Here is a 22,775-nt window from a genome sequence, read left to right on the forward strand (position 1 = left end):
TCTTTCATAAAAACAATGATAAGTTAAATGACTGATACATTCCCTTTATAAATTAATCTATCTTTTTTCCGATATCTGCAATCGTACGCAATGAAAGAGAGAAATTAAAGTTTTGCAAGGGTGCTTTCCTGCCTGGATTCGTTACCTGTTGATAACCGAATGTTAACCCGAAACATTCATCCATATAACTCAAGCTAATTCCTCGCTTTATAAATGTACCAGATACTAAATCATAACCGGCGTTGCTATTAATGGACCAATAATCTGCCAATTTAAGTCCTGTTTGAAAAGAAATTTCTTGGCGCTCTTGAGAATATTCATAATCTGGTTGCTTTGCGATATAGGCATATTGTAGAGCTGCCCAAAAATTTTGCCATTTTTGTGATGCTTCGATTTCACTACGGCGGATTTTTCCTGTTTTTTTGTCAAAGCGTCCACGCGTTTCTAAGGAAAAACCACTTTTATGGGTTGTACCAAACATTGCAACATAGTCTGAACGTTTTGCCTCTAAGCTAGAATGAGTACCGACATTGATAAAGTCCTTTTCTGCAAAAGAATTCTTTCCTGCTAGATGAAAGGATTGTCCAATGAGACCATAAAGAGACCAATTATCATTAAGGCTTCCAGAATATCTTATACCTATATTGGCTCTTGTACCACCTTCTACACGATCATAACCAGAAAATTTGTCTCGTTGAAAGAGAGTGGTTGCATCAAAGACAAAGCTTTGAGCATCTTCATTAGGAATTTGTCCAATATATTGTTCATTATTGCGTATAAAAATTTGTGCAGTTGGTTCTATAATATGTGTAGAATGATCAGCTGTAATGAGGAAGGGATAGCGTAGTTCCAACCCTGCTGTTGCCATGCCACGAATTGCTGAACCATGAATTGCGGATAAGGCATTGTTTTCTATAGAATCTGTGTGATTTTCTCTTGCATTGGTTGTAATGATATCAGCTCGTAGAGAGAGAAGAGGGGTTAAGATGAGTCCGTTGTGCGTGTTGAAGCGCTTTTTCCACTGAAGCTCGTTTGTTAAACGCAAACTATTTCCAGCCATACCAGAAAGTTTTACTGTGTTGAGAGGGTTTCCGTTCTGGTCGGGTGAACTGAAGTCAGCATGGCGACGATAAACTGATTGCATATTACTATGGAAGGTAAGCTCTCCATTATAAATGGGTTCATCTGGTGTGAAAAAATAATCGATGCGTGGTAAGACCCACGCTTGCCGAGAGTGACGTTCATAATGAGGATCATTCAATATTGAATCTTGAACTTTAAAATGATAAAAACGCATATCAAAATAATTTTTTCCTGCAAGACCATTCAGATAGATCTGAGAAAGTTGTGTAGGATTGTTATAGTTTTCAAGTTTATAGGCACGACTAAAATGCCGATCTGATTGTGCAAGAATATCCCATCCATAAGTCCAGTGTGAATTAATACGAAAATCCCCCTTTGTCGCCAGCATATAACGGTTTTTATGTTGGGCATCAATCGTATCATTATCAAATCTATGCGGTTTCATTTGATATATATGAGCAAAGCGAATGTTATAACGTCCCGTTTTTAAACGCTGACGCCATTCCCCTTCGGTTAAAAGCCCTTGTTGGGTATAAACCGTAGAAGAAAGGGTAAAATCATAATGGGGGGCGAGATTCCAGAAATAAGAATTCTTTATCCCCATACCGAGATAATCAGTATAAAAAAAATGAGGAGTAAGCAGACCGCTAGCACGCCTAACAGTTGGATCATAGATCTCAAAATTTGGAAATTTTATAATCGGTACACCAAAAACTTCAAAACTGCTATTTTCAAACCGAATTTTTTTGATGTTATTATTCCATATGATCTTTCTTGCTTTAATTTTCCATAGGACTTCTCGATCTGGTTTATAAGAGCAAGGTTCACAGGCTGTATAGGTTGCATTTTCAAAGACTGTTATGTGGTTGTGTTTGCGTGTAGCATTTTGGGCTGAAAAGTGAACATTGTTGGCTGTATCAATACGTAAGGCGTTTACAAAACCCTCGCCAAGATCTTTGGTCATATCAATTTGGTTGGAATAAATTTTATTACCATCCTTTTGAGTAATTTCAACGTTCCCTTGTGCTATAAGCCGTCCTGTTTTTTGATTGTAAATAATTTTTTGAGCGACAACTTTATTGCCATCATATTCGATTTGAACATTACCGTGTGCAGAAACAGTGTTTTCATCACGATTGTAGATGAGTTCATCCGCAGAGAGCAAAAGAGGAGGTTCCGGATTTTGAATGCGACTTTGAGAAGGAGATAGAAGGCTTTGAGCGTGCGCACAATAAGACAAAGCACTTCCTAAAATAACCCCTATAACACTTTTAAAAGCGAGAGCACTTAATTTTGTTAAAATAGTTTTTTTAAGTGTTAATGCTTTCACTTAGCCATCCTCTTTATGAAGTAAAAAAGAGATTCCTAAGAATAACGCAATAACAACGGGTGTCCAAGCTGCAATAATTGGTGGAATATATCCAGCATTACCAAAAGCTTGAACAAGTACGGAAATAACATAAAGCATAAACCCAGCTATTACGCCACCAAGAATCAACATTCTAGATTGCTCAAAACGTGTAAAATTTAAAGATACAGTTGCTGCAATGAGGGTCATTGCCACAAGCAATGCCGGTAATGCAATCAAAGATTGAAAATACATATCAAAATTATTAGCAGAATAGCCAAATGAACGTGCAATCATAATTTTTTTTGGCAATTGGTAAAATGGAATAGTTGCGGGATTCACTAAACGTTCCGTTAAAAATTCAGGTTTTAGATTGGTTTTTATTTGCAACACGGTAAATTTTTCAGGAGGATGCCCTATTTTATAGATTGTTCCATTTGTTAATAGCCAAAATCCATTAGTCAAGGTTGCTTTTGGGGCGTTAATCCAATTTTTGACGGTTGCGTTGTCATTGTATTGTACAAAGGTTGCATCGAGAAGAGAAAGTCCTTGATCGGTGATAGATTTGGCACCAATGGTTGTTCTGCCTAAATTTGTACGTTGTGTTAACCAGTGGATACTTGTATTGTGAAGAGGTGTTAGTACATTGTGATTGCGCCATTCAGTCATCTTTTTTTCTGCTTGAGAAAATCCCCATGCAGCAAGTGGATTAATGAGAAGAATTGAAAATAATCCCAAAAGAAAAGCTCCAAAACAAGCTGGCATAAGAAATTGCCATGCAGAAACACCGATTGAACGAGTCACTACAAGTTCAAGTTTTTTGTTGAGCGAGATAAGCGTTGCCATTGCAGAAAAGAGTGCAATGAAAGGGATAAGTTGTTGCATGATAAAAGGGATGCGTAAAGCAGAGAGGAAAAATGCATCTTTTGCTGTATAATGCGGAAGGGAAGATAGCCTACCGGAATTCTCTGTGAAATCGATTAAAAGAGCAAGAACAAAAATGCTTCCCCAGAAATAACAAGTTATTTTAAGATACCGTATAAAAAAATATCGTCCAAGTGTCCACCCAATCATGATATTTTATCCGAGGAATCTTGAGATTTTCGCGGTTCAAATTTGTTCATTATTTTTTGAAAAGCGATTTGAAGTATCTCATTAACTTTTGTGGGAAGCCCAATTTTATGATTCGTTAAAAGCATAAAAAAGACAAATGCACTTGTTCCTATGGGTATAATATAAAGGAGAGGAACGTATGCAAGATCGCTTTTTGATTTTTCTGCGAAAAAATATCCTATCCAATACACCAGAAAAGAAAGGGCAATTGCCGAGAGATTTGCGGAATGACGAGCTTGTCGATGGGAGCGTACATCTCCTGCCGCTGCTAATGCAATAAGTGAAAAAACAATAGGGTAGAGCCATTGTGTTAATCTGCGGTGAAATTCAGCTTTATATTGGAGTGGTTTTCGTTGATAGTAGGGATCTTTTGGGTCAGGGTTTTGTAAATAAGAAAGAGACCGATCTTTTGGATAAAGAGTAGGTGTTTTATCACTGGGGATAAACTCTCCTAGGCTAAAAGTATATGAGCTAAATTGCACGATTGAAACACTGTTATTTTGATGATTGACTCTTTCTATTTCACCGTTATTGAGAACCAGAAAACTGCCGTTTTTATTGCTCACAATGGATGCGTCTGTTGCATAATAAAAAAGATCAGTCTTAGGATCACGCTGGTCGGCAATGAAAAGGCGTTCAAGTGTTCCGTTTGGATTTCGTTCGCCAATTTCTATGTAAAGGTTATTGGCGAGTTTTTGAAAGCTCCCTTCACTAATGAATAGATTAATAAGATCAAAATGAACGCTTGCTAGCATTTGTCGCATATGAAGACGCGCTTGAGGAACAACAAAATTAGCTATAGAAAAGGAGATACAGGATGCAACAATAGCAAGAAGAAGGATAGGTTTCCAAACAGTACTTTTAGGAAAACCAGAGGCATTGATGACAGCAAATTCTGAGTCTTGATGCATTGCTGAGAGGATGGTTGTAACTGCGATCACTAATGCAAATGGAATGACAAGAAAAATAACAGAAGGAACCAATGAAAGTGAAAATTGTAAGACTGTGAGGAGTGTTTGTTTACTTGTTGTGAGAAAGTTTATCCGTGCAAGAATTTGTATAGTCCAACTAACGCCCACTGCTGCAATCATGACAGAACTAAACAAAACAAGGACACGTTTCAGGATGTAGAACTCAATAATACGCATAAATTGGGGAAAATCCTCAGTCTTTAATTCGATAGCAAATATTTTTACTGCTTTCGGTTAAAATGTAATAAAGTTTGAAAAAATATCCTTTCATGAATTGGATATTTTTACCAAATAAATAATATAAAATTGCCTATGAGGTCCTCTTTAAATTTTCCGTACATTATATTTTATTTTCAACTATAGTCTACAAAGAATCTAGAAAATAACTTAAAAAACTTTTTTATTAACGTTGAAAATAAAAATTATTGTCTTTTAAAGACACGTGCAAAAAGATGATGCATCTCCATCAAAAAAGAGGGTTTATATCTTGAACCGTTTCCTTTGTATTAGAGATATAGAAGTTTTTTTAAAAAGATGTTAGCTTTTTTATAAAGAATGATGAAGGCTTAAGAGATTGGATATTTTATTCTATCATTTGACGCAGTCAACGCTGAAGGATATTTTGCCGACGCTTGTGGAGCGTGCATTGGCTCGTTTTGGTAAAGTAACAATACAATGTGTGAGTAAAGAACAACGCGATTCTATAGATATACATTTATGGGTTTATGCTGATGAATCATTTATTGGACATGGAACGGAGTGTGATCAATATTCAAACTTTCAGCCTGTATTTCTGACGACAGGACAAGAAAATCCGAATGATTCAAAGGTTCGTTTTCTCATAGAGGGAGCTGTTTGTTCGGATATTGATGCTTATCAACGGCTTGTCGTGATATTTGATGGTAGAAGTGAAGAGCAGTTGAATCTCGTTCGTGCACAATGGAAAAAATATAAAATGGAAAATCATAATTTAACGTATTGGCAACAGACTGAAGATCGTCGCTGGGAAAAACAGGTTTAATGCGTCTCGTATCTATTGTTCTGATTTTTATAGGATTACTGGGAATAGTAAATCCAGCACTTTTTGTTACGGAAGGCTCAGGGGGAGGGCGTTGGGTTTTTATTGTGATTTTTCTTTTAGGCATGCTAAAGATATGGCCTATAATTAAAAAAACGAAACGCCATGATGATGATTATTGATCGAATTTTGCTTATTTTATGGGCTGTGATGTTGTCCTTCTTTTGCGTGTCGTGGTTGGGGACAACGCATATCTTATCAAAAATGTTTGCTGTTGCTTATATGAGTAATATTGCAGATTTTTTATTTTTCTTTTTGAGTGCATTGTTTGCGGGAATATTGTGGTGGAAAATACCTCAACCCCTGTCTTTAAAAACAAAACTGGCAGCATTTTTGCCGCCAGTCCTTATTTTATTCTTCGTTATTATATTTTAGTTGGATATTTCATCATCTGTAAATCCGACGAAGCAAATCAGTGAAATAAAAGAAGCAAGAAGCAAATAATAACCGATATAAGATGTATCGAAATGTTGCACCAGATATTCTGCAATATAAGGCGCGAGAGAAGCTCCTATGATAGCAGATAAATTGAAAGTGATAGAAGAACCGGTATATCGAATTGCTGTTGGGTATGGTGAAGCCAAAACAGCACCAAGAGGACTGTATATCATTCCCATGAGAGACAAACCGATGACAGACATTGCAAGGACTCCTATAACTCCAGAATTTAAGAAATAAGGAATTGCGAAAGAATAAATACCGGTGATGATCGTAATCCAAATCATCAAAGTTCTACGTCTAATACGGTCAGCGAGTTTTCCAGTGATGACAGTAAAAATCCCACAAAAAATAGCACCGACAATTTCGATTTGAAGAGCTTGATGAAATGGCAATTGCAGATGGTTTGTTGAATAGCTTAACAAATATGTAGTAACCAAGTAAAACAAAACAAAAGTTGCCATACCAGAAAATACTCCAAGAAATAGGATTCGTGGACATTTTAAAAAGACATCTATGATAGGAACTTTGACATGTTCTTTACTTTCAAGAGTTTTTTTGAATTGAACAGTTTCATTAATTGAAAGACGGACCCATAATCCTATAATCATAAAAACAACTGAAGCAATAAAAGGAATACGCCATCCCCAAGCTAAAAGTTCCGCACGATCAAGGAAATGCAACAGAGCTAAATAAACAGCAATAGATAAAAACAAACCTATTGAAACGCCTAATTGGGGGAACATCGCATACCAGCCGCGCTTTTCTGGAGGGGCATTTTCTGTTGCGAGCAAAACAGCGCCTCCCCATTCTCCTCCTAATCCCATTCCCTGTCCAATACGGCACAAGGTTAAGAGGAAAGGGGCAAACCACCCTGCTATTTCATAAGTAGGAAGAAAACCAATAATGACTGTTGAAAGACCCATTGTGAGAAGAGAAGCAATAAGTGTTGCTTTTCTTCCAATTTTATCCCCAAAATGTCCAAAAACAACTGATCCAAAAGGGCGGGCAAAAAAGGCTGCTCCAAATATTAGGAAAGATTGTAAAATGGCAGTCTGATCATTTTGTGTTGGAAAAAACACATGAGGAAATATAAGAGCTGCGGCAGTGCCAAAGACATAGAAATCGAAGAATTCAATTGTTGGTCCAATAAGGCTTGCAAATAAAATTCGACGAGGGGAGTTTCTGTTGCTTGTAGCTTTCATTTCTGAGTTTATAGACATGAATAGAATGTCCCTTTCAGTATATGACAAATCAAATAACGAGTTAACTGACTATAACTATAGAAATTTCAAATCAGTGTCGAGTCAATATTATGACACTTCGTTATATATTAGAACAATGATTATGGACTGATGAGTATGAATAAGTGCTCTATATATTATCCAAAATGAATAAAATAAAGACGCTGCTTTAAATGCTGTAGAAGATGGCAATAGGTGGCTATAAACGCAGCTCTCATTCACATTGCTGTTTCCTTTAAAGTTTAATGCCATTTTTATCTATTAAGGGATCAATCTTATTCGTAGATCAGTATTTAGTGTCTCAAAATATTAAAAATATTTTTTATGGATGCAATTGCAACACTTTTAAAGTGTATCTAAAATAAATTAAATCTTTTAGTTGTGTATGCATTTTAAAACACAAGGTGTATATTTGATCTGTCAGAGCTTAATCCATCGTATGCTTTGCTATCTTAAAAGATATGAGGTTGAGCAATTACGTTGTGTTGTTTTGGTCTATGCACTTTTTTCTAAATGGGAGAATTTAAATTTGAAATTATGGAGTGTGAATAATGCACCGCAAAATGAAATTAAGTTTTTATGCATTAATGACCAGTGGTTTTTTTGTCAAGATTGCGAGTGCAGATGAAGTAGCTACACCAAGAGAAAAGTTATTAACACCAGTAAGTATCAGTGAACATCTAGAAGAGACAAGAAAGTTGTTATCGGAAGTGAGAGGATTAAAAGAAAAAAAGGGGGAATCAAAAAGGATAGAGAATAAACAGAGAGCAGAAGGAAGTAATCTTTCAGAAGAGGAAAGGAAGAGATTAGAAAAGCTATTCTTTGAAGTATTCACAAATTCAATAATAAGCGATGGTGCTGCGATCTATATTACTAACCGTGACTCTGAAGGTTCTGAAATAAATAGCTTTAACTATAAAGATGCAGCTTATTCCATTAATAATACGGTTCAGGAGGGTGGAAAACTTTACATTGATGCAGCAAGTGTTAGCAGGGATACGACAATTGAGCATGGTGGGATTGAGTTTGTCCAAAACTTGAGCATTTCAGAATATGCCGCTGTTAAAAAAGGTGGTACACAAATTGTTGAGAGTGGTGCAAATGCAGAAGGTACTAGAATTTATGGTGGCGAGCAGATTATTTTTGGTAAGGGAAGTCTTGGATCTGGTTTGTTGCGTAAAGATAAGGCAAGTAGTGCTTATAACACCGAAATTTATGCTGAAGATGGAATACTAGGACTACAAAGTGTCTATAGTGGGGGGATGGCTGTTGACACAAAGATTATGAGAGGCGGTGTCCAGAATCTTGATGGTGAAGAGAATTTTCATAACGGCTTCTCAGAAGATGCTGATACAGCCGATACAGAAGATGAAGATTTTACAATTAATGAGGGGGCTTTTGCACTGAGTAGCGAACTTTTTAAAAATGGTATGCAGAATATCTTTGCAGGAGGGAATGCGAGTGAAGTTACTTTATACGATAGAGCTATTCAGAATATATATGATTCTGGATATGCGGATAATCTAACTATTAATCATCAAGCAAGGTCATGGGGTTTTGCTGGTGCGATATTAGGTGAAAATACAAATGTTCATGATTTTGGTAGTCTTTATCTTTATGCTGGGAATGGTGAAGCTGTTACGGAAGTAGAAAATCTTAATTTAAATGGAGAAGATAGCAAACTATACATTATTGCGTCTGAAGATAACGGCAAAAAACCTGAGATTAATGTTAAGAATTTAAAAGGAAGTGGCAGAGTTATTTTTACGTCTTTAGGGACGAATAAGCTCTATTCTCAACTTAATATTGATGATCTTTCAGGTTCTTTACATTTCGATTTTAATGTCAATTTTGCCAAGCAGCTTAGTGATTATCTTGTGATTAAAAAAAGGGGCTCTGGTTCTCACACAATAAGTGTGGCTGATTCTGGGCGTGAAATTACAAATTCTTCTTACAAAAAGCTTAAATTAATTACTGATCGCAGCGGAAATGCCCATTTTACTCTGACAAACACTTTTGGTGAAAAAATCGGAACTGTTGATGCCGGAACCTATCGGTACAGTTTGAGACATAGAAACAATAAGGGTACTGGTAAAATTTGGTACTTAGATGCAAACCACACCATTGATGAGACAACTTCTCAAGTTTTTGATAGTGTATTGAAACCATATACTGGTTCATCAAGTGATTTACTTACAGAACTCACAATTGATCAAGGAACAACTGTTTCTATTGCAGATCCTAGCTTTGACACGAGTAGCAAGGAAGTTGATAGCAATGGAGAAACTTCAATTAGTAATACAGTTAAAGATGGTGGAAAGCTTTCCGTTTATAGCGGTGGTTTTAGCTTGTATACGACAATTCAAAGAGGTGGCACTGAGCTTATTAAAACACAGGGTCTTTCACAGGATACTATTGTTCATAAAGGTGGGCAACAAAAGGTTGAAGATGGGGGAAAAGCTGAAGGGGTTAAAATTTACGGTGGTGAGCAGTTTATTTCAGGAAAGTCTGATATCAAAGGTGAGATGGTAAAAAGCAGTGCCTATGACACTATCGTTTCTGGTAAAAATGGAGTGCTAGGATACCAGAATGTGTACGATGATAATAACGCATTATATATAAAAATACAATAAAGTCAATGGTTTGAGTGAAATTCTTTTATAAGAATCCACTTAAGAATCCACACTTTTATGCATGATTCATTTGACCATTTTTTATATAAGATTGCCATGTATGAATAGACTATAAAAAGCAAATCATAAAGAAGTTTAAGAAGAAAAAACAACTTCAAAATGTCCTTCAAGCGTTTTAACTTCTTTCGGATTAACAATAATCTTGATATCGTTTCCCAATTTTGCCAAACACTCAAGCATTTTCATTTCACTAATTCCTCGAAATTCTCCACTTAAGAGTTTAGACAATTTGGGTTGAGTCATTTTCAAAAGTTGACTAGCCTGTTTTTGTGTTAAGTTCTTTTCTTTAAGAATTTGACTAATCTTATGAGCAAGTTGCGCTTTGATAAGCATCTCTCTGGAATCTGAAAAGCCAAGATCCGCATAAACATTGGAACTACCGTGAAAAACATTGATCATTTTAATTCCCTTCTAATTGTTCTGCTAACTTGAGACGTTCTTTGATCAGATTAATGTTTGGTTTTGGTGTTGCAATGCCACGGGTCGATTTTTTCTGAAAACAATGCAACACATAAAGAGATTTTTTATATTGTATCGTATAAACAGCGCGATAAGTTCCTTGAATATCGCGTTCAATAATTTCTAGAACATTGGCAGATTCAAACCCCTTGAGAACCTTAACATTTTCTCCTCTATCTCCTATCTGAGCAAGATAAAGAGCATAACCAATCCTTTGTTGAATAAGATCAGGAAGACTTTTTATATCTTTGAGTGAAGAACCAAGCCATATGATACGTTTTATTTTACTCATGATTACTAATATACCCATATGGATATATTTTCAAATATTTATTTTAATTTTGTGATTTTTTAATAACTATTATTAATAAAATTGACTTGATAAAAATGGTAACAAAAAACCATAATTGTTTATTTGTTTTATGAAAAGCTGCTTTGTAAAAACCAATGCTCGTAAATGTAAAAAACCGTTTTGTTATAAGATATTCACTTAATATGCATGTTCTTTTGATTGGATTGTTAAAGCTACCGAGCGTTTATAGGCTCTCTCATTCAAATGAGTGAGTAAAAAACATACGCACCATTTACGTTTCTTTTGATAAGTTTTTATATCTCTCATAGAGCGCTTGCAATATGATACGTTTTGTATATATGCATTCATTACTCCATGTGGATGATTCATTTTAATCATTAGAATAGACATTTGAAAGCCGCGCCATATCACTTGGCACGGCTTTTTTTTTATTTTACTCTCTCTTTTATGATATGTTTATAGCAATGCATTTTATATGCGTTTATAACCAAAAGAAGGCACGCCCCCATGTCTCTTTTTATTCTGTTTTATCAGTTATATTGACAACATTATCCCTTTCATAAACCTCACAATTTTTTGGAACCAACCTTACTTTGCTTTTTTTGTTGATTTTTGCATTGCCATAAACACGCCCCCAGATCGTTGCACAATATGAGATTTTAGCATTGCCATAAACAGAGCCATAAATCTCACAAGAGCCACTCACACAAGCATTTCCATAAACCTTGCCATAAATTTTAGCACGACCATTAATAACAGCATAATTATAAACTTTTGCATGGCTATAAATGCAAGCAGAGCCACAAACCTTGGCATGACCATAGACGCGTGCATAACTAAAAACCGTAGCATCATAAGAAACATGCGCATGGTCATAAATATGAGCATCAGCAAGAATGCGGGCACTACCATTCACATGAGCATTACCATAAATATTGCCATAAACATGAGCATTGCCATAGACAAAAGCATGGTCATAAACTTTAGCATATTGAGAGATAAAAGCTTTTCCATAGACTTCAGCATTGCCATAAACTTGACCACAGACTTGAGAAAAATGGCGTATTTTTGCATCATCATACACCCTTGCATGACCGTAGACACAAGCCTCATCATACACCCAGCAATTGCCCTCATGGGATAGGTTAACTTCCTTTTCAATAAAGCCGCCTAAAGACCCCGCCTTTATATCATCAAAATCTTTTAAAGCTTTAATGCGATAAAGGTTTATAATATTTCGAGTAAGAGCATGTTTGATTTTTTTGATTTCACTGGTTAATTCATATTTTTTGCACATAGAAGACCCTCACAATCTAATGTGATAAACATTTGCTAAAATTTGGAATGGAAAAATTTGAAAGAGAGGCGCTCCCGGCGCGCCCACGCGTTTATTTATGCTGCTTTATTTTTGGAGAGACATAGACAATCTCTAATTCACCATAAGGAGAGAGACGTTCAGTATAGGTTTTTATTTTAGTAGACCCGCCGACATTTTCACGAATAACAGCAATGCCATGAATATTGGCATTTTCAAAAACATGCACGTTATTTGCTATACGAGCGTTTTCATAAACCCTAGCATTATCATAAACATAGGCATTATCATAAATAATAGCCTTGCCATAAACACGCGCATTACCATAGACATGGGAATTATCAGAAATAACGGCATTGCCATAAACATGGGCATTATTATAGACATAGCCAGCAACGATAGCATTGTCATAAACCCGCGCATGACCATAGATATGACCACAAGTGACAGCCTTGCCAAAAACCCTTGCATGTTCATAAACGTGACCATTTTTAAACACAAGAGCCTCATCATACACCCAGCAATTCCCATCATGAGAGAGGTTGCTTTCCTTTTCAATAAAGCCACCCAGATCGCCAGCCTTAACATCAGAAAAGTCTTTTAATGCTTTAATACGGTAGAGAACATGTTTACCAAATACACGCGTTTCATTTGTGAGTGCAAACTTCTTTTGCATGAGCACAATTCCTTTATAAAGAGATTTAAATTTTTAAATGAGATGTTTAAAGGAGGGCGCCCCCGCCGCGCCCACGCGTTATTTAAGCAGCGTCTTTTAGTGACTGATTATCATCACAGATATCATTACGAATTTTTGCACGGCTATTGACAACAGCATTGCCATAAATTTGCACATGATGATCAATATTTGATTTGCCATAGACCTTGGCATGATCATAAATTCTTACAAAGCAACCAACACGAGCCGAGCCAGAAACCTTGGCATGACCATAGATACTTGAATAATCCTTAATCCAAGCATTACAAAAAACATGGGCATTATCATAAACCCGCGCCCATACATAAACCCGTGACTTGCCATATACACGAGCATTGCCAAAAATATAGCCACAAACATAGGCACTTTCATAGACACGGGCATTGTCATAAACCTTGGCACCATTAGAAATAGTAGCATTATCACTAATTACGGCATTACCATAAACATGCCCACAGACCTTAGCGTTATCATGAATTTTTGCATTATCATAAATATGAGCGGTTGTATCAAAAACCAATGCCTTGCCATTAACGATAGCATTGCCACACACCTTGGCACCTCTAAAGATTTTAGCATCATTATAGATTTTAGCATTTTCATAAACAGTTGCATTGAAAAGAACCGCGGCATTATCATAGACCCAGCAATTGCCATCATGGGATAAGTTACTTTCATTTTCAATAAAACCGCCGAGGTCTCCCGCCTTAACATCATCAAAATCTCTTAGAGCACGTATACGGTGTAAAGTAAGACCATCAAAAGTGAAGTTTTCATTGGTAAATTCGTATTTTTTTGCAGACTCTTGCTGATTAACAGGCGCAGTTTCATTTGCAATATTAGAGATAACGGGAGTGTTTTTTACTGTAGTATTCATTATATACCTATTCGTTAAATTGTTTTCAATCTGACAACCCTATAAGGGCGCCGGGCGTTGAAAACACGGCGAATAGTCCGTTGTTATACCTTTCCCTCGTGGAGGGTATTGTATAGTATAACCACACCCGACAGAATCTTCATATACTAACAAGAGTATAAAAGACAGTCAGTATTTTAAAAGCAGAGGAAAAACCTTATCGTGGTTTATCCGCTATTCGCAAGTGTTTTCATCACTTGATCATTTATATAACAAAATACGTATTTATTGTCAATTATATTTTGTTATTTTTTTGTATTTTTTATGATTATTTTTAAATTCATTATGTATAAATATGCGTCATATCTCTATCAATATTTTCTCTTTTATTGCCTCTATTTGACTCTATATTACGCAATTGCATTGTTTTTCTATTTTTAACTTTAAAAAGCATGACTATTTTTATTGAATGCCTTGTGAATATTTTTTGTGAATTTTGTTATCATTTATGAGAAGTTTCTAATTTATACATCCTTAATAGAGATCGCATCCTTATAAACCAACCCTTTTATTTGAATCTGTTGTTTTGATTCATTCTCTAGAGCCACCGCATCATTTTTATAAAACAAAGGATAATAAGATAATGCGGTTTTTATCTGTTATAAAAAGATCTAAAGATACCTATCGAATTCTTATAGCATTATCAAAATACCTTTTTATGGGCTTTTATCTCTGTTATTTTACCCCCTCATTTTAAAAAAAATTGAGATAAAAAATAAAAACATTATATTACAATAGGTTGGTTTTTTCAAAATTTTGAAACATCACGTATAAAAGCCATGTGAGTAAATCAGTGACATGAGTTTTGTATGTTTTTGTTAGTTTTGCCAGTAAATTTAACAGACAATTCTTTTATGATTTTAGTGAGTGTTTAAACCATGTCTTATGAGAGGGCATATGGCTCTTTAATGCCTTTCAAAAGAGAGTGTGTAATTATGAAAGGTGCTATCAAGATTATTATCGTTATCAGTTTTGAGGATTTTGAAGGTTTCTATCTTATAATTTTTTTCATTTCATAAAATGAGTGATTAAAATACCTCTTATAACAGCTATAATGCTATCATCTTAAATTGCGCGTTAATCTTTTAAAGGCAATGTAAAAAATCTACTTCTCTTTTTAGAATAGCGCATGATAAGCTGTCATTTTAAAATTTTATATAAAGAGAGGTATAGATTATGGTTATAAGCTCTATACCCCTTATGAGTTTATCATACCCATTATGTGAGTATGCCAAATCTATTCAGTTTCTCTAATTTCTAATTTTGGTAAGTTCTTAACAATTTTCATTGTTTCTAAACTTACAGTGATAACCCTTTGAAACAACTCTAATGGATAAGCAGGGTTGCCAATGGTTTCAACAGCATAGCAATTGGCATCATTAACAATGCCACTCTTTTTATCAGTCTTAACGCATTGACGCCCCATAACCCATTCAAGAGCGGCTTTACCATTAACGATATACTCATAAGCTTCAAGAGGAATATCTGTTATTGTGATATTGCTGTTATAAAAAACAATCGATTTATCTTTCTCTTTACCTGCTTTTGCGAATTTCATTTCAGTCACATAATAGAATTTTTCGAGATTAGAGATTTCTGTCTGTTTTGGATTACCCTTTTTAAAGATCACGGGATAAGGCTCTACATCTTCATAATTCACGTGCAAATGACCTAGTTCACGTCCTGCTGTTACAAACTTCCAAAAATCTTCAGCAGTTTTTACACAAGGGATACGAGGCAATTCTTTAGAGAGGTTATCAGCATAACGAGCACGATAATCTTCCGAATGAAGTAGACCATAAACATAATAGAATAGATCATCTTTTGTTATGGTTTCATTAGGATAAGCGGCTTTAAAATGTTCTAGCCCCTTCATCAGTAATAGCATCACGCCTCTGTAAATCAGCTGTTGTGTTTTTCTCTGTAGAATTCGTAAACAAATGGGATTGTTTCTCACTTTTGCTTTTTGAAATCGTAGTATCATCATAAAGATATCTTGGAAAGCATTGACCTGTATCTATTGCGTGAAGGTTAGGTAAATCCTTACTCATCAAAACAGAAAAACCACTTCTTGCTCCTACACCTGTAATTTGTATTACTTGATTTTCGACTATTTGCTCCATCGAGAATATCCGAGGCATTTGAGAAACCGCTTCATTAAAGACGCTATTGTAATAAAGCCACTGCTTTGTAAAAGGACGGTAAATACTTTGAACTAAACAATTATTTTCAAATTCGGAAATTTTTCCTCTTACAAACTCTTCTTTTAGACTACTACTCCAACTGATTTTTTTAGCATCAACGTTAACAAAATTGTCTACAGCATTTTTACGTATCCTACGATCAACATGTCCATAAGCATTATTAAAACGTTCTACTTCACTATTATAGAAAGCAATCGTACTAGTCATATTTTTTTCTAAAACTTTACGGCTCGAATTATACGCCCACGCATCACGATTGGTTGAAACTCCAAGAGAAAAAGTTTCAAACAGTTTTTTATCATGTCCTTTCTTATCACCTATAGCTAAGAATGTTGCGAAACTATTATCGCGTTGATTTATCCAATCACCATGTTCATCCGGCGTGATTGTTTGCCATTTTTGTTTACGTGTAATGCCATCAATACTACCAAAGTATTGAAGCTTCTCAAGCTTTTTTTCTCTTGTGAGATTATTACCAATATCATGATAGTAAATTTTACACTCTTCAGACACACTAGGATTTTTGATAAAGAGCGTTATAGCGATACCGGTCATACTACCATTGCCAAAAACATTTTCTCCTTCTTGAGCAGCTCCATTGCTTAACATGTTTTTACGTATATCACCCCGTAAATTAAGTACATAAATACCTGTAAACTCTTTTGCTAAAGATTTTCGTAAACTGTCCATTGTCGACTTTTCTACATAACCAGAGCCAGAAACAAAGCCGATTACCCCAGCATCAGCAATACGGTCACTAGCCCAGCGAATGGCACGAATATAACTGTCATAAAGATTTCGCATAAGGCTTGCTTTAGATTGAGCAGCATAAGTTTCACGGATACGATCATCTAATATGGGATAGGGAGTGTTCTTTGCATTATCATTAGCGCTTTTTTGTCCTACCGAATAAGGAGGATTACCAAAGATAACTTCAATATTGAGGTTTTTCTGGTGTTCTAAATATTCACTGTTTTCTTTAAATAATTTTTGTAGCAGATTTTTCTCTTCAAGCATCCGAAACGTATCAGCCAAACCAATATGCTTGAATGGGATATAATTCCCTTTCATCAAACTATGATAAGTCGATTCAATATTAATGGCTGCTATGTAATAAGCCAGTAAAACAATCTCATTGGCATGGATATCATGACGGAACTTATATTCCATATCCTCTGGTTTGATGAGATTGGATTGTAAAAGCCGCGTGATAAAGGTACCCGTTCCAGTGAAAGGGTCAAGAATAGAGACGCCACGTGATCCCAAGCTTTTTCCAAATTCATTATGCAAGACATCATCAACAGAGTGAATGATAAAATCCACGACCTCAACGGGCGTATAAACAATCCCAAGCCTATCCGTGGTTTTCTTAAATGCCTTGGCAAAAAAGCTTTCATAAAGCGTAATAATAAGATTTTGCCTTGCTTGTGGTGAGGTAATCCCAGAAGCACGAAGCCTTACACTGTTATAAAATTCTTGTAATTCCTTGGATTCTTCCTCGATATTGGTTTTATCCAGTTCTGTTAAGATCCTTTCCATTGCTTGTGAAATGGCATTGTTTTGTACAAATTCATTGCCTTCAAACAAGGCTTCAAACACAGGACGCGTGACAAGATGTTGCGCCAACATCTCAATGGCTTCCTCTTGTTTGATTTCACTGTTTAAGTTGTTCTTTAATTCCTTATGAAATGCATCAAAAGCATGAAAGGCTTCACTGTTTTCATCAGCAAGCAGGTTTTGAAGATGCGTGATATGATTTTGAGCAATCTCAGCAACATTGCCTGCCCAATTTTCCCAATAATCCGCAATAGCAAATTTCTTTGCAATAAGGGTTTTCAGAGCATTGGGAAACTCTTTATAAAAAGGTAATCTTCCTGTTACGCTATGAATAATTTGTGGTTCATGAGCGGCTTTTCCAATCTCAAGTCCCATATGTTCTGATTTTTCATGGATATGAAGTTTATCCTCAACCGCGGTCATGCTCTTTAAGGCGACAATCTCCAAAGAATCACTAACATCTTGCCCCAAAATCATCTGGTTAAGGGTGATTTCAAAATTCTCGTCATGAGCAAGCAAAGCATTGATGACTTGCCAGACCACCTTGTATCTCTTATTGTAGCGTAAAGCATGTTCAGCAGAAACCCCAGCAGGGATCCCAACGGGTAAAATGATGTAGCCTCTTTTCTTGCCCTTTGCACGGCGCATGATACGCCCCACCGCCTGTATCACATCCACATGACTTTTACGCGGGTGTAAAAACATGATGGCATCAAGAGCGGGTACATCCACCCCTTCAGACAGACATCTTACATTGGTGAGCACACGGCAACTATTTTCCCCCGCATCTTCCTTAAGCCAATCAAGGGCTTTATTGCGCATTTTGGCACTTTGTGTTCCATCAATATGATCAAAGGTACACTGAAGAGGCGGAGTATCTTTATAGAGTTGATGAAGATTAAATAATTCTTCCTGTATTTCTTCAGAATTGAAGGTTTTACGAATGCGTTTAGACGTCTTGATATCTTTACAAAATGCTAAAGCCCGCCGCATAGGGTTAGGGTCATCACTTAAATCAACCTTTAGATCTATTTTGGCAAGGGCTTGATAACAGCCTATGATCTTGGTTTTATCATCAAGAATAAGTTCATAATTCTCATCGGTCATCAGATGTTGAATGGATTGACTTACTTCCTCTTCATTAACACCCAAGATAATAATCTTATAAGGTGCTAAAAGTTCATTCTGAACGGCTTTTGAGAAAGTATAGGTATAAAGCTCTTTTCCATAGAGCTCTTCATTATCCATAGAAGCTAGAACGGCATTGATCTCATCGGCTTTCTTTTTGGCATCATCGGTAAAGATCTTGGGCGTTGCTGTCATATAGAGACGTTTTTTACCTCGAATGATGCCGTTATCATGAACCTTGATAAATTCAGATTCATTGTCTTCAGTTCCCAATGAAGCCCCAGTGGTTCTATGCGCTTCATCACAGATGATCAAATCAAATTCGGGTAAACCATGGTCTTTTTGTGCATCCGAAATCACTTGGATTGAATGATAAGTTGAAAACACTACAGTCATCAGATCATGTGAAACCTTACCCGCTTTACTAGCCAGTTCTTTTGCATCCGTGGTAGCAGGCAAGGCAAGATCAGAGCTATCAAATTCAAGAGCATCATTTTTATTATTCTTACGACGTTTTCCTACTTGTGTATCCGAACACACGGCAAAGGAGCGCAAGGGTACTTCTGTATCTTCTGTCCATTCACGGATTGTTTGTGACATCAAAGCAAGGGAAGGCACCAGAAACAAAACACGCTTGCCTTTTCCTGCTATGGTCTCTGCTATCTTAAGGCTTGTGAACGTCTTGCCCGTTCCACATGCCATAATCAGCTTGCCACGGTCTGCTTCTTGTAAACCTTCACAGACTTTCTCAAGGGCTTCTTTTTGATGATCTAAAAGCTTTTTTTTCGGTTGCTCTTTAAGGGTCGCTTCACCTTTTTCTTTATACGCCCCCCAATCGATTTGACTGTTCTCTAAATCAAAAAGGTTTATGCGTTGAATACAAACCTCTTGCCCTTCACAAGTCAGTTCGACATTATCACTCCAATCTGTTTCGGTGCTATCAACCAGAATACGACGCGTGAAGATCTTTTTGCCAGAAGCTGCTATAAAACTATCAATATCTTCTTTTTTAATGATGTGAGAAGCATCATAGCATTTACATTGAATAGCCGCATAGCCTCCTTCATCACGGATTGTAGCCACCAGATCAATGCCAATATCAGTTCCATCTTCATTACGCTCCTTAGCCCATTCCAAATAAGTTTGAACCTTTTCGTATTCTTGCTTTTGAAGCGGGTCGTTTGTCAAATAAGCCATGACAAGGTTTTCAAACATGGTTCCTAATTCACGGGGTGATTTAGCTCGTTGACGATAATATTCTAAGAGAGAGCGTAAAGAGACATGTTCATGATCAGAATGATGAGGGCGAAGCATAAAGAATAAACTCCATGACAATATATTCTATTGATTAATTCTCTTCAAAAGAATCAAAACGAAGCCTATTAAATCCATTTTGAATGAATAGTGAGAAAACTGGAAAAAATGCTAAAAAGCGGATAATTTTTTTCAAAAAGTTTTTTAAATGCGGTTTATCCACAGCCCATGATACCGGGTCAGATCAGCAAAATAAGTGAAATTTGCTGTTTATTTGACGTGTTAATCAAGACAAATGAAGCATGTGCTTTAAAATATCATAATGAGTATTTTGATAGGTTTTATGAGACATTTTATAGAGAGGTTTTGTAGGTTCCTAAAACCCCCAACCCCCCCAAAACTAATGATGGGGAGTGCTTTGAAGGTTCACTGTTATATTGTTTAATGTTTATAAGATTTCTAGATTGTCTTAGTGTGGTGTCTTATAACTTTTTGCTAAAGGATGCCATTCATAGCGTATGGTAGGTCGACCACCTTGGGAGCTATTGTCTCTAGAGATTTCACGAATATAATTACAACGACATAAAAGCTCTAAAGCTTGCTTAATGGCTCTATTATCTGTTAAACCGATCCAACTTCTTTGATGAATATCGCGTAAAGTAAAAACATCAGATAAATGATCACAGCGCTCGACAATCAATTTTGCCCCCTCTGTTGCTAAGTTATCCGCCGCCGCATAAAGCCTTTTGACATAACTTAACAAATATTTTTCCCATCGCAAGGCTGTTTGAAGGGCATCTTTATTGATTTCAAAACGCCCCCCTTCGGTTAATTCAAAAATCAATGCAAGACTTACTATGGTCTTAGGCATTTTCAAAAGATGCGCTTGTAAGCTTTCAGAAAGGTTATTCTCTTTGGCTTCTTTAAAAATCTTTTGCATCCATTCACGAAAGATCTCTTGAGCATCAGCAGAAAAACGCATGACAAGCGGGTGTTCAGGAGAACTAAGGGTTTATATCATAATGAGAACGTATTAAGCTAAGAGGAGATGCCAAATTCTCAAAGGAGAAGTGCAATGCACCTTTACGAGTTTTTTGGACTTCATGATTTTTTGTACAACATTATGCCCCCCAAGATTATGTGCCCTTAAGCAGCTACAGTCGTTGATACAATATCCTCAGCAAGCATTTGTTCATCTTGCACATATATTTTTAGTATTTTTAATAATTTTTTTTTGGAAGATTTCTTGGTACGGCACGCGATACATCAGTGCTAACGTTCTCTTAAAAAACACAGAGATAATTAATCAGCTTCAAAAAACAACCTTACCAATGAAGTACTAGCTAGAGGGTTGCATGCACAACGCAATAATGGCACACTGATTCCCACAAGCGTGCTTCACATATTGCACGCATAGCCTGTACAGAGTCTACTGCTCCTAAATACTCAAACGTAAAAACGTAATGCTACTGGATCGTATAGTGACCGCAGTTGCACCCTTAAACACCGGTTCCTCCCCATATCATAATGCTTGACAAAAGCATCATGCCATCATAGCAACCGCTTTGCGTATGAGTTCCACAACATAGTTCTACAAATTGTTGACGCATTGCCAAGCTAACAGTTTTCTTGCCCACCTACGCCAATGAGACCACCACTATCCTCTTTTTGAATCGTAAAACAAAATGATTTCCCATGAGCGATAAACCATCTGCTCAAAGTCCAGCTAGCTCAAACTCATAGCATTCTAAACCTTTAGGCTCGCTCTTCCCCCAAGGGGGCATAGTCAGATATATCACTTTCCTCACCTCTTCACGCGCTGGGATAAAAAAATCTGAAACTACGAGGCAACGCTGCATTTGTATGCAGCGTTGTTGTTAGGAATAAGCTTCTATTGAGATAGTTCTAATGGGAAGCACCCACAGCTAATGGTATAGGGATTAATTTGGATTCTTTCGAAATGCTATATATAAATTTAATGTGCCGCCCCACAACACACCACCAGTAAACCCACTTAAAAGACCAAAAAGAAGGTTAAAATCAAATGCATATTTCAAATCAGGTACAACCTTGAGAAAAACAATCAATGTGAATTTGATGACAAAAGCGATAAGAATAAATGTCAGCGTCAACGGCGTACCAGGCAGAATAATGAAATCCGTTCCCTCTTTGATTTTTAAACGCGCAGTAGCACGCCAGAGCAACCAGCCAACGCCAAAGCCGATCATCAGCCCTGCCAACATTGCGATTGCTCCCCAGCGTGGGAAAGCCAGCTGGTTAATCACATCGCTTGCGCCCAAAAAAAGAAAGACTAACGGCAAGAGAAAAAGGCGGTAAACCTTCGTTTCCCTATCTTTCAATGCGATTATTCCCCTCGCAATGAGAAAAATAAGCAAAATCCAAGCCCATAAAGGGGTTCCAGTCAGAATGTTAAACAACGACATATTATGCTCCATGATGTTTGATGCGATAAAAATATTGCATGATGTTAGGAAGATATTTAGAAAAAAGAATACCAGTACAAATTAAACCCATAGTGATTAACCAAATCTGGGGGGGCCATGTAAAAAAAGCCACTAGAAGACCATTGGCAAAAAAGATGATTACCCAAATCCATGTAATATATTTATTGATGAGATAAAATAGGATATGTTTGCGTTTTTCTTCAGAAACACTAGCTCTGGCATAAAAAATGGTAAAGGGTTTCTTTACCAGCAAGCTCATCAATGAAACCAGAGCAAGTGACAGATAGCAAAAAACTGTGGGGTAGTTCAGCAAAAGTGTAGACCATCCAGCGAAATAATTAACAAACAGGACAATAAATGTCAGAATGTTCGTAATCATCACGGGTTCTCCCTGTCGGATAATTTTAATATTCACAGCAATAATGAACAATAAAATCACAGTTAAGATGAGAGAGCGTTCGACCAGAGTTAAAACGTTTCC

Annotated in this window: 16 protein-coding genes and 2 pseudogenes; 4 read left to right on the plus strand and 14 right to left on the minus strand. The window is 36.4% G+C overall.

All coding sequences use genetic code 11. The features are described 5' to 3' along the window. Positions 1–52: 52 nt before the first annotated feature. Genes ACFILU_RS05700 through lptF form a run of 3 tightly spaced genes read right to left on the minus strand, consistent with a single transcriptional unit; the run spans position 53 to position 4,692 of the window. The gene (locus tag ACFILU_RS05700) at positions 53–2,413 is read right to left on the minus strand and encodes an LPS-assembly protein LptD (protein ID WP_375675110.1); all 2,361 of its coding nucleotides are present in this window, start codon (positions 2,411–2,413) and stop codon (positions 53–55) included. Beyond that, complete coding sequence (gene lptG, locus ACFILU_RS05705) at positions 2,414–3,505, minus strand: LPS export ABC transporter permease LptG (protein WP_375675111.1); 1,092 nt, start codon at positions 3,503–3,505, stop codon at positions 2,414–2,416. Then, positions 3,502–4,692 (minus strand): LPS export ABC transporter permease LptF, encoded by a 1,191-nt coding sequence (gene lptF / locus ACFILU_RS05710; protein ID WP_375675113.1) that lies wholly within the window; start codon positions 4,690–4,692, stop codon positions 3,502–3,504. The genes lptG and lptF overlap by 4 nt, the downstream gene beginning before the upstream one ends. Before the next feature lie 397 nt (positions 4,693–5,089). Here lptF and ACFILU_RS05715 point away from each other — a divergent pair, with 397 nt between their 5' ends. Genes ACFILU_RS05715 through ACFILU_RS05725 form a run of 3 tightly spaced genes read left to right on the plus strand, consistent with a single transcriptional unit; the run spans position 5,090 to position 5,968 of the window. Beyond that, on the plus strand, positions 5,090–5,536 hold the full coding sequence (locus tag ACFILU_RS05715) for a DNA polymerase III subunit chi (protein ID WP_273791065.1): 447 nt from the start codon (positions 5,090–5,092) through the stop codon (positions 5,534–5,536). Next, positions 5,536–5,715 carry a hypothetical protein gene (locus tag ACFILU_RS05720; RefSeq protein ID WP_375675114.1) on the plus strand — a complete coding sequence of 60 codons (180 nt, stop codon included), beginning with the start codon at positions 5,536–5,538 and terminating at the stop codon, positions 5,713–5,715. The genes ACFILU_RS05715 and ACFILU_RS05720 overlap by 1 nt, the downstream gene beginning before the upstream one ends. Next, positions 5,705–5,968 (plus strand): hypothetical protein, encoded by a 264-nt coding sequence (locus tag ACFILU_RS05725; RefSeq protein WP_273791119.1) that lies wholly within the window; start codon positions 5,705–5,707, stop codon positions 5,966–5,968. Before ACFILU_RS05720 ends, ACFILU_RS05725 begins: the two co-directional genes overlap by 11 nt. Here the strand turns inward: ACFILU_RS05725 and ACFILU_RS05730 are convergent. Continuing rightward, the gene (locus tag ACFILU_RS05730; RefSeq protein ID WP_273791063.1) at positions 5,965–7,254 is read right to left on the minus strand and encodes an MFS transporter; all 1,290 of its coding nucleotides are present in this window, start codon (positions 7,252–7,254) and stop codon (positions 5,965–5,967) included. The genes ACFILU_RS05725 and ACFILU_RS05730 overlap by 4 nt on opposite strands. A 572-nt stretch (positions 7,255–7,826) precedes the next feature. Between ACFILU_RS05730 and ACFILU_RS05735 the strand changes: the two genes are divergently transcribed. Then, positions 7,827–9,908 carry a pertactin-like passenger domain-containing protein gene (locus ACFILU_RS05735; RefSeq protein ID WP_375675116.1) on the plus strand — a complete coding sequence of 694 codons (2,082 nt, stop codon included), beginning with the start codon at positions 7,827–7,829 and terminating at the stop codon, positions 9,906–9,908. A 135-nt stretch (positions 9,909–10,043) separates the two neighbouring features. On the opposite strand, the gene ACFILU_RS05740 is transcribed toward ACFILU_RS05735, so the two are convergent. The 10 genes and pseudogenes from ACFILU_RS05740 to ACFILU_RS05785 all read right to left on the minus strand — a co-directional run. Further along, on the minus strand, positions 10,044–10,367 hold the full coding sequence (locus tag ACFILU_RS05740; protein WP_015856199.1) for a helix-turn-helix domain-containing protein: 324 nt from the start codon (positions 10,365–10,367) through the stop codon (positions 10,044–10,046). 1 nt (position 10,368) lies between these two features. Continuing rightward, positions 10,369–10,719 carry a type II toxin-antitoxin system RelE/ParE family toxin gene (locus ACFILU_RS05745; protein WP_375675118.1) on the minus strand — a complete coding sequence of 117 codons (351 nt, stop codon included), beginning with the start codon at positions 10,717–10,719 and terminating at the stop codon, positions 10,369–10,371. Between the two features lie 538 nt (positions 10,720–11,257). Further along, on the minus strand, positions 11,258–12,037 hold the full coding sequence (locus tag ACFILU_RS05750) for a hypothetical protein (RefSeq protein WP_375675120.1): 780 nt from the start codon (positions 12,035–12,037) through the stop codon (positions 11,258–11,260). Between the two features lie 91 nt (positions 12,038–12,128). Then, positions 12,129–12,731: a hypothetical protein gene (locus ACFILU_RS05755; RefSeq protein ID WP_375675122.1), complete on the minus strand. Its 603-nt coding sequence runs from the start codon at positions 12,729–12,731 to the stop codon at positions 12,129–12,131. 82 nt (positions 12,732–12,813) lie between these two features. Continuing rightward, positions 12,814–13,647 carry a hypothetical protein gene (locus ACFILU_RS05760; RefSeq protein WP_375675124.1) on the minus strand — a complete coding sequence of 278 codons (834 nt, stop codon included), beginning with the start codon at positions 13,645–13,647 and terminating at the stop codon, positions 12,814–12,816. Between the two features lie 1,276 nt (positions 13,648–14,923). Next, a pseudogene (locus ACFILU_RS05765) lies at positions 14,924–19,889 on the minus strand (DEAD/DEAH box helicase). Positions 19,890–20,298: 409 nt separating this feature from the next. After that, positions 20,299–20,814 (minus strand): annotated as a pseudogene (locus ACFILU_RS05770) (DUF3987 domain-containing protein); the annotation flags it as partial. A 514-nt stretch (positions 20,815–21,328) separates the two neighbouring features. After that, positions 21,329–21,466 carry a hypothetical protein gene (locus ACFILU_RS05775; protein ID WP_375675126.1) on the minus strand — a complete coding sequence of 46 codons (138 nt, stop codon included), beginning with the start codon at positions 21,464–21,466 and terminating at the stop codon, positions 21,329–21,331. 303 nt (positions 21,467–21,769) lie between these two features. Next, positions 21,770–22,273, minus strand: a complete 504-nt coding sequence (locus tag ACFILU_RS05780) for a DUF6622 family protein (protein WP_074380593.1) — start codon at positions 22,271–22,273, stop codon at positions 21,770–21,772. Between the two features lies 1 nt (position 22,274). Next, positions 22,275–22,775, minus strand: a 501-nt coding sequence (locus ACFILU_RS05785; protein ID WP_375675127.1) for a hypothetical protein, incomplete at its 5' end; no start/stop codon positions are given.

It is taken from the genome of Bartonella sp. CL100XZDX, assembly GCF_042195375.1.
Lineage (GTDB): Bacteria > Pseudomonadota > Alphaproteobacteria > Rhizobiales > Rhizobiaceae > Bartonella.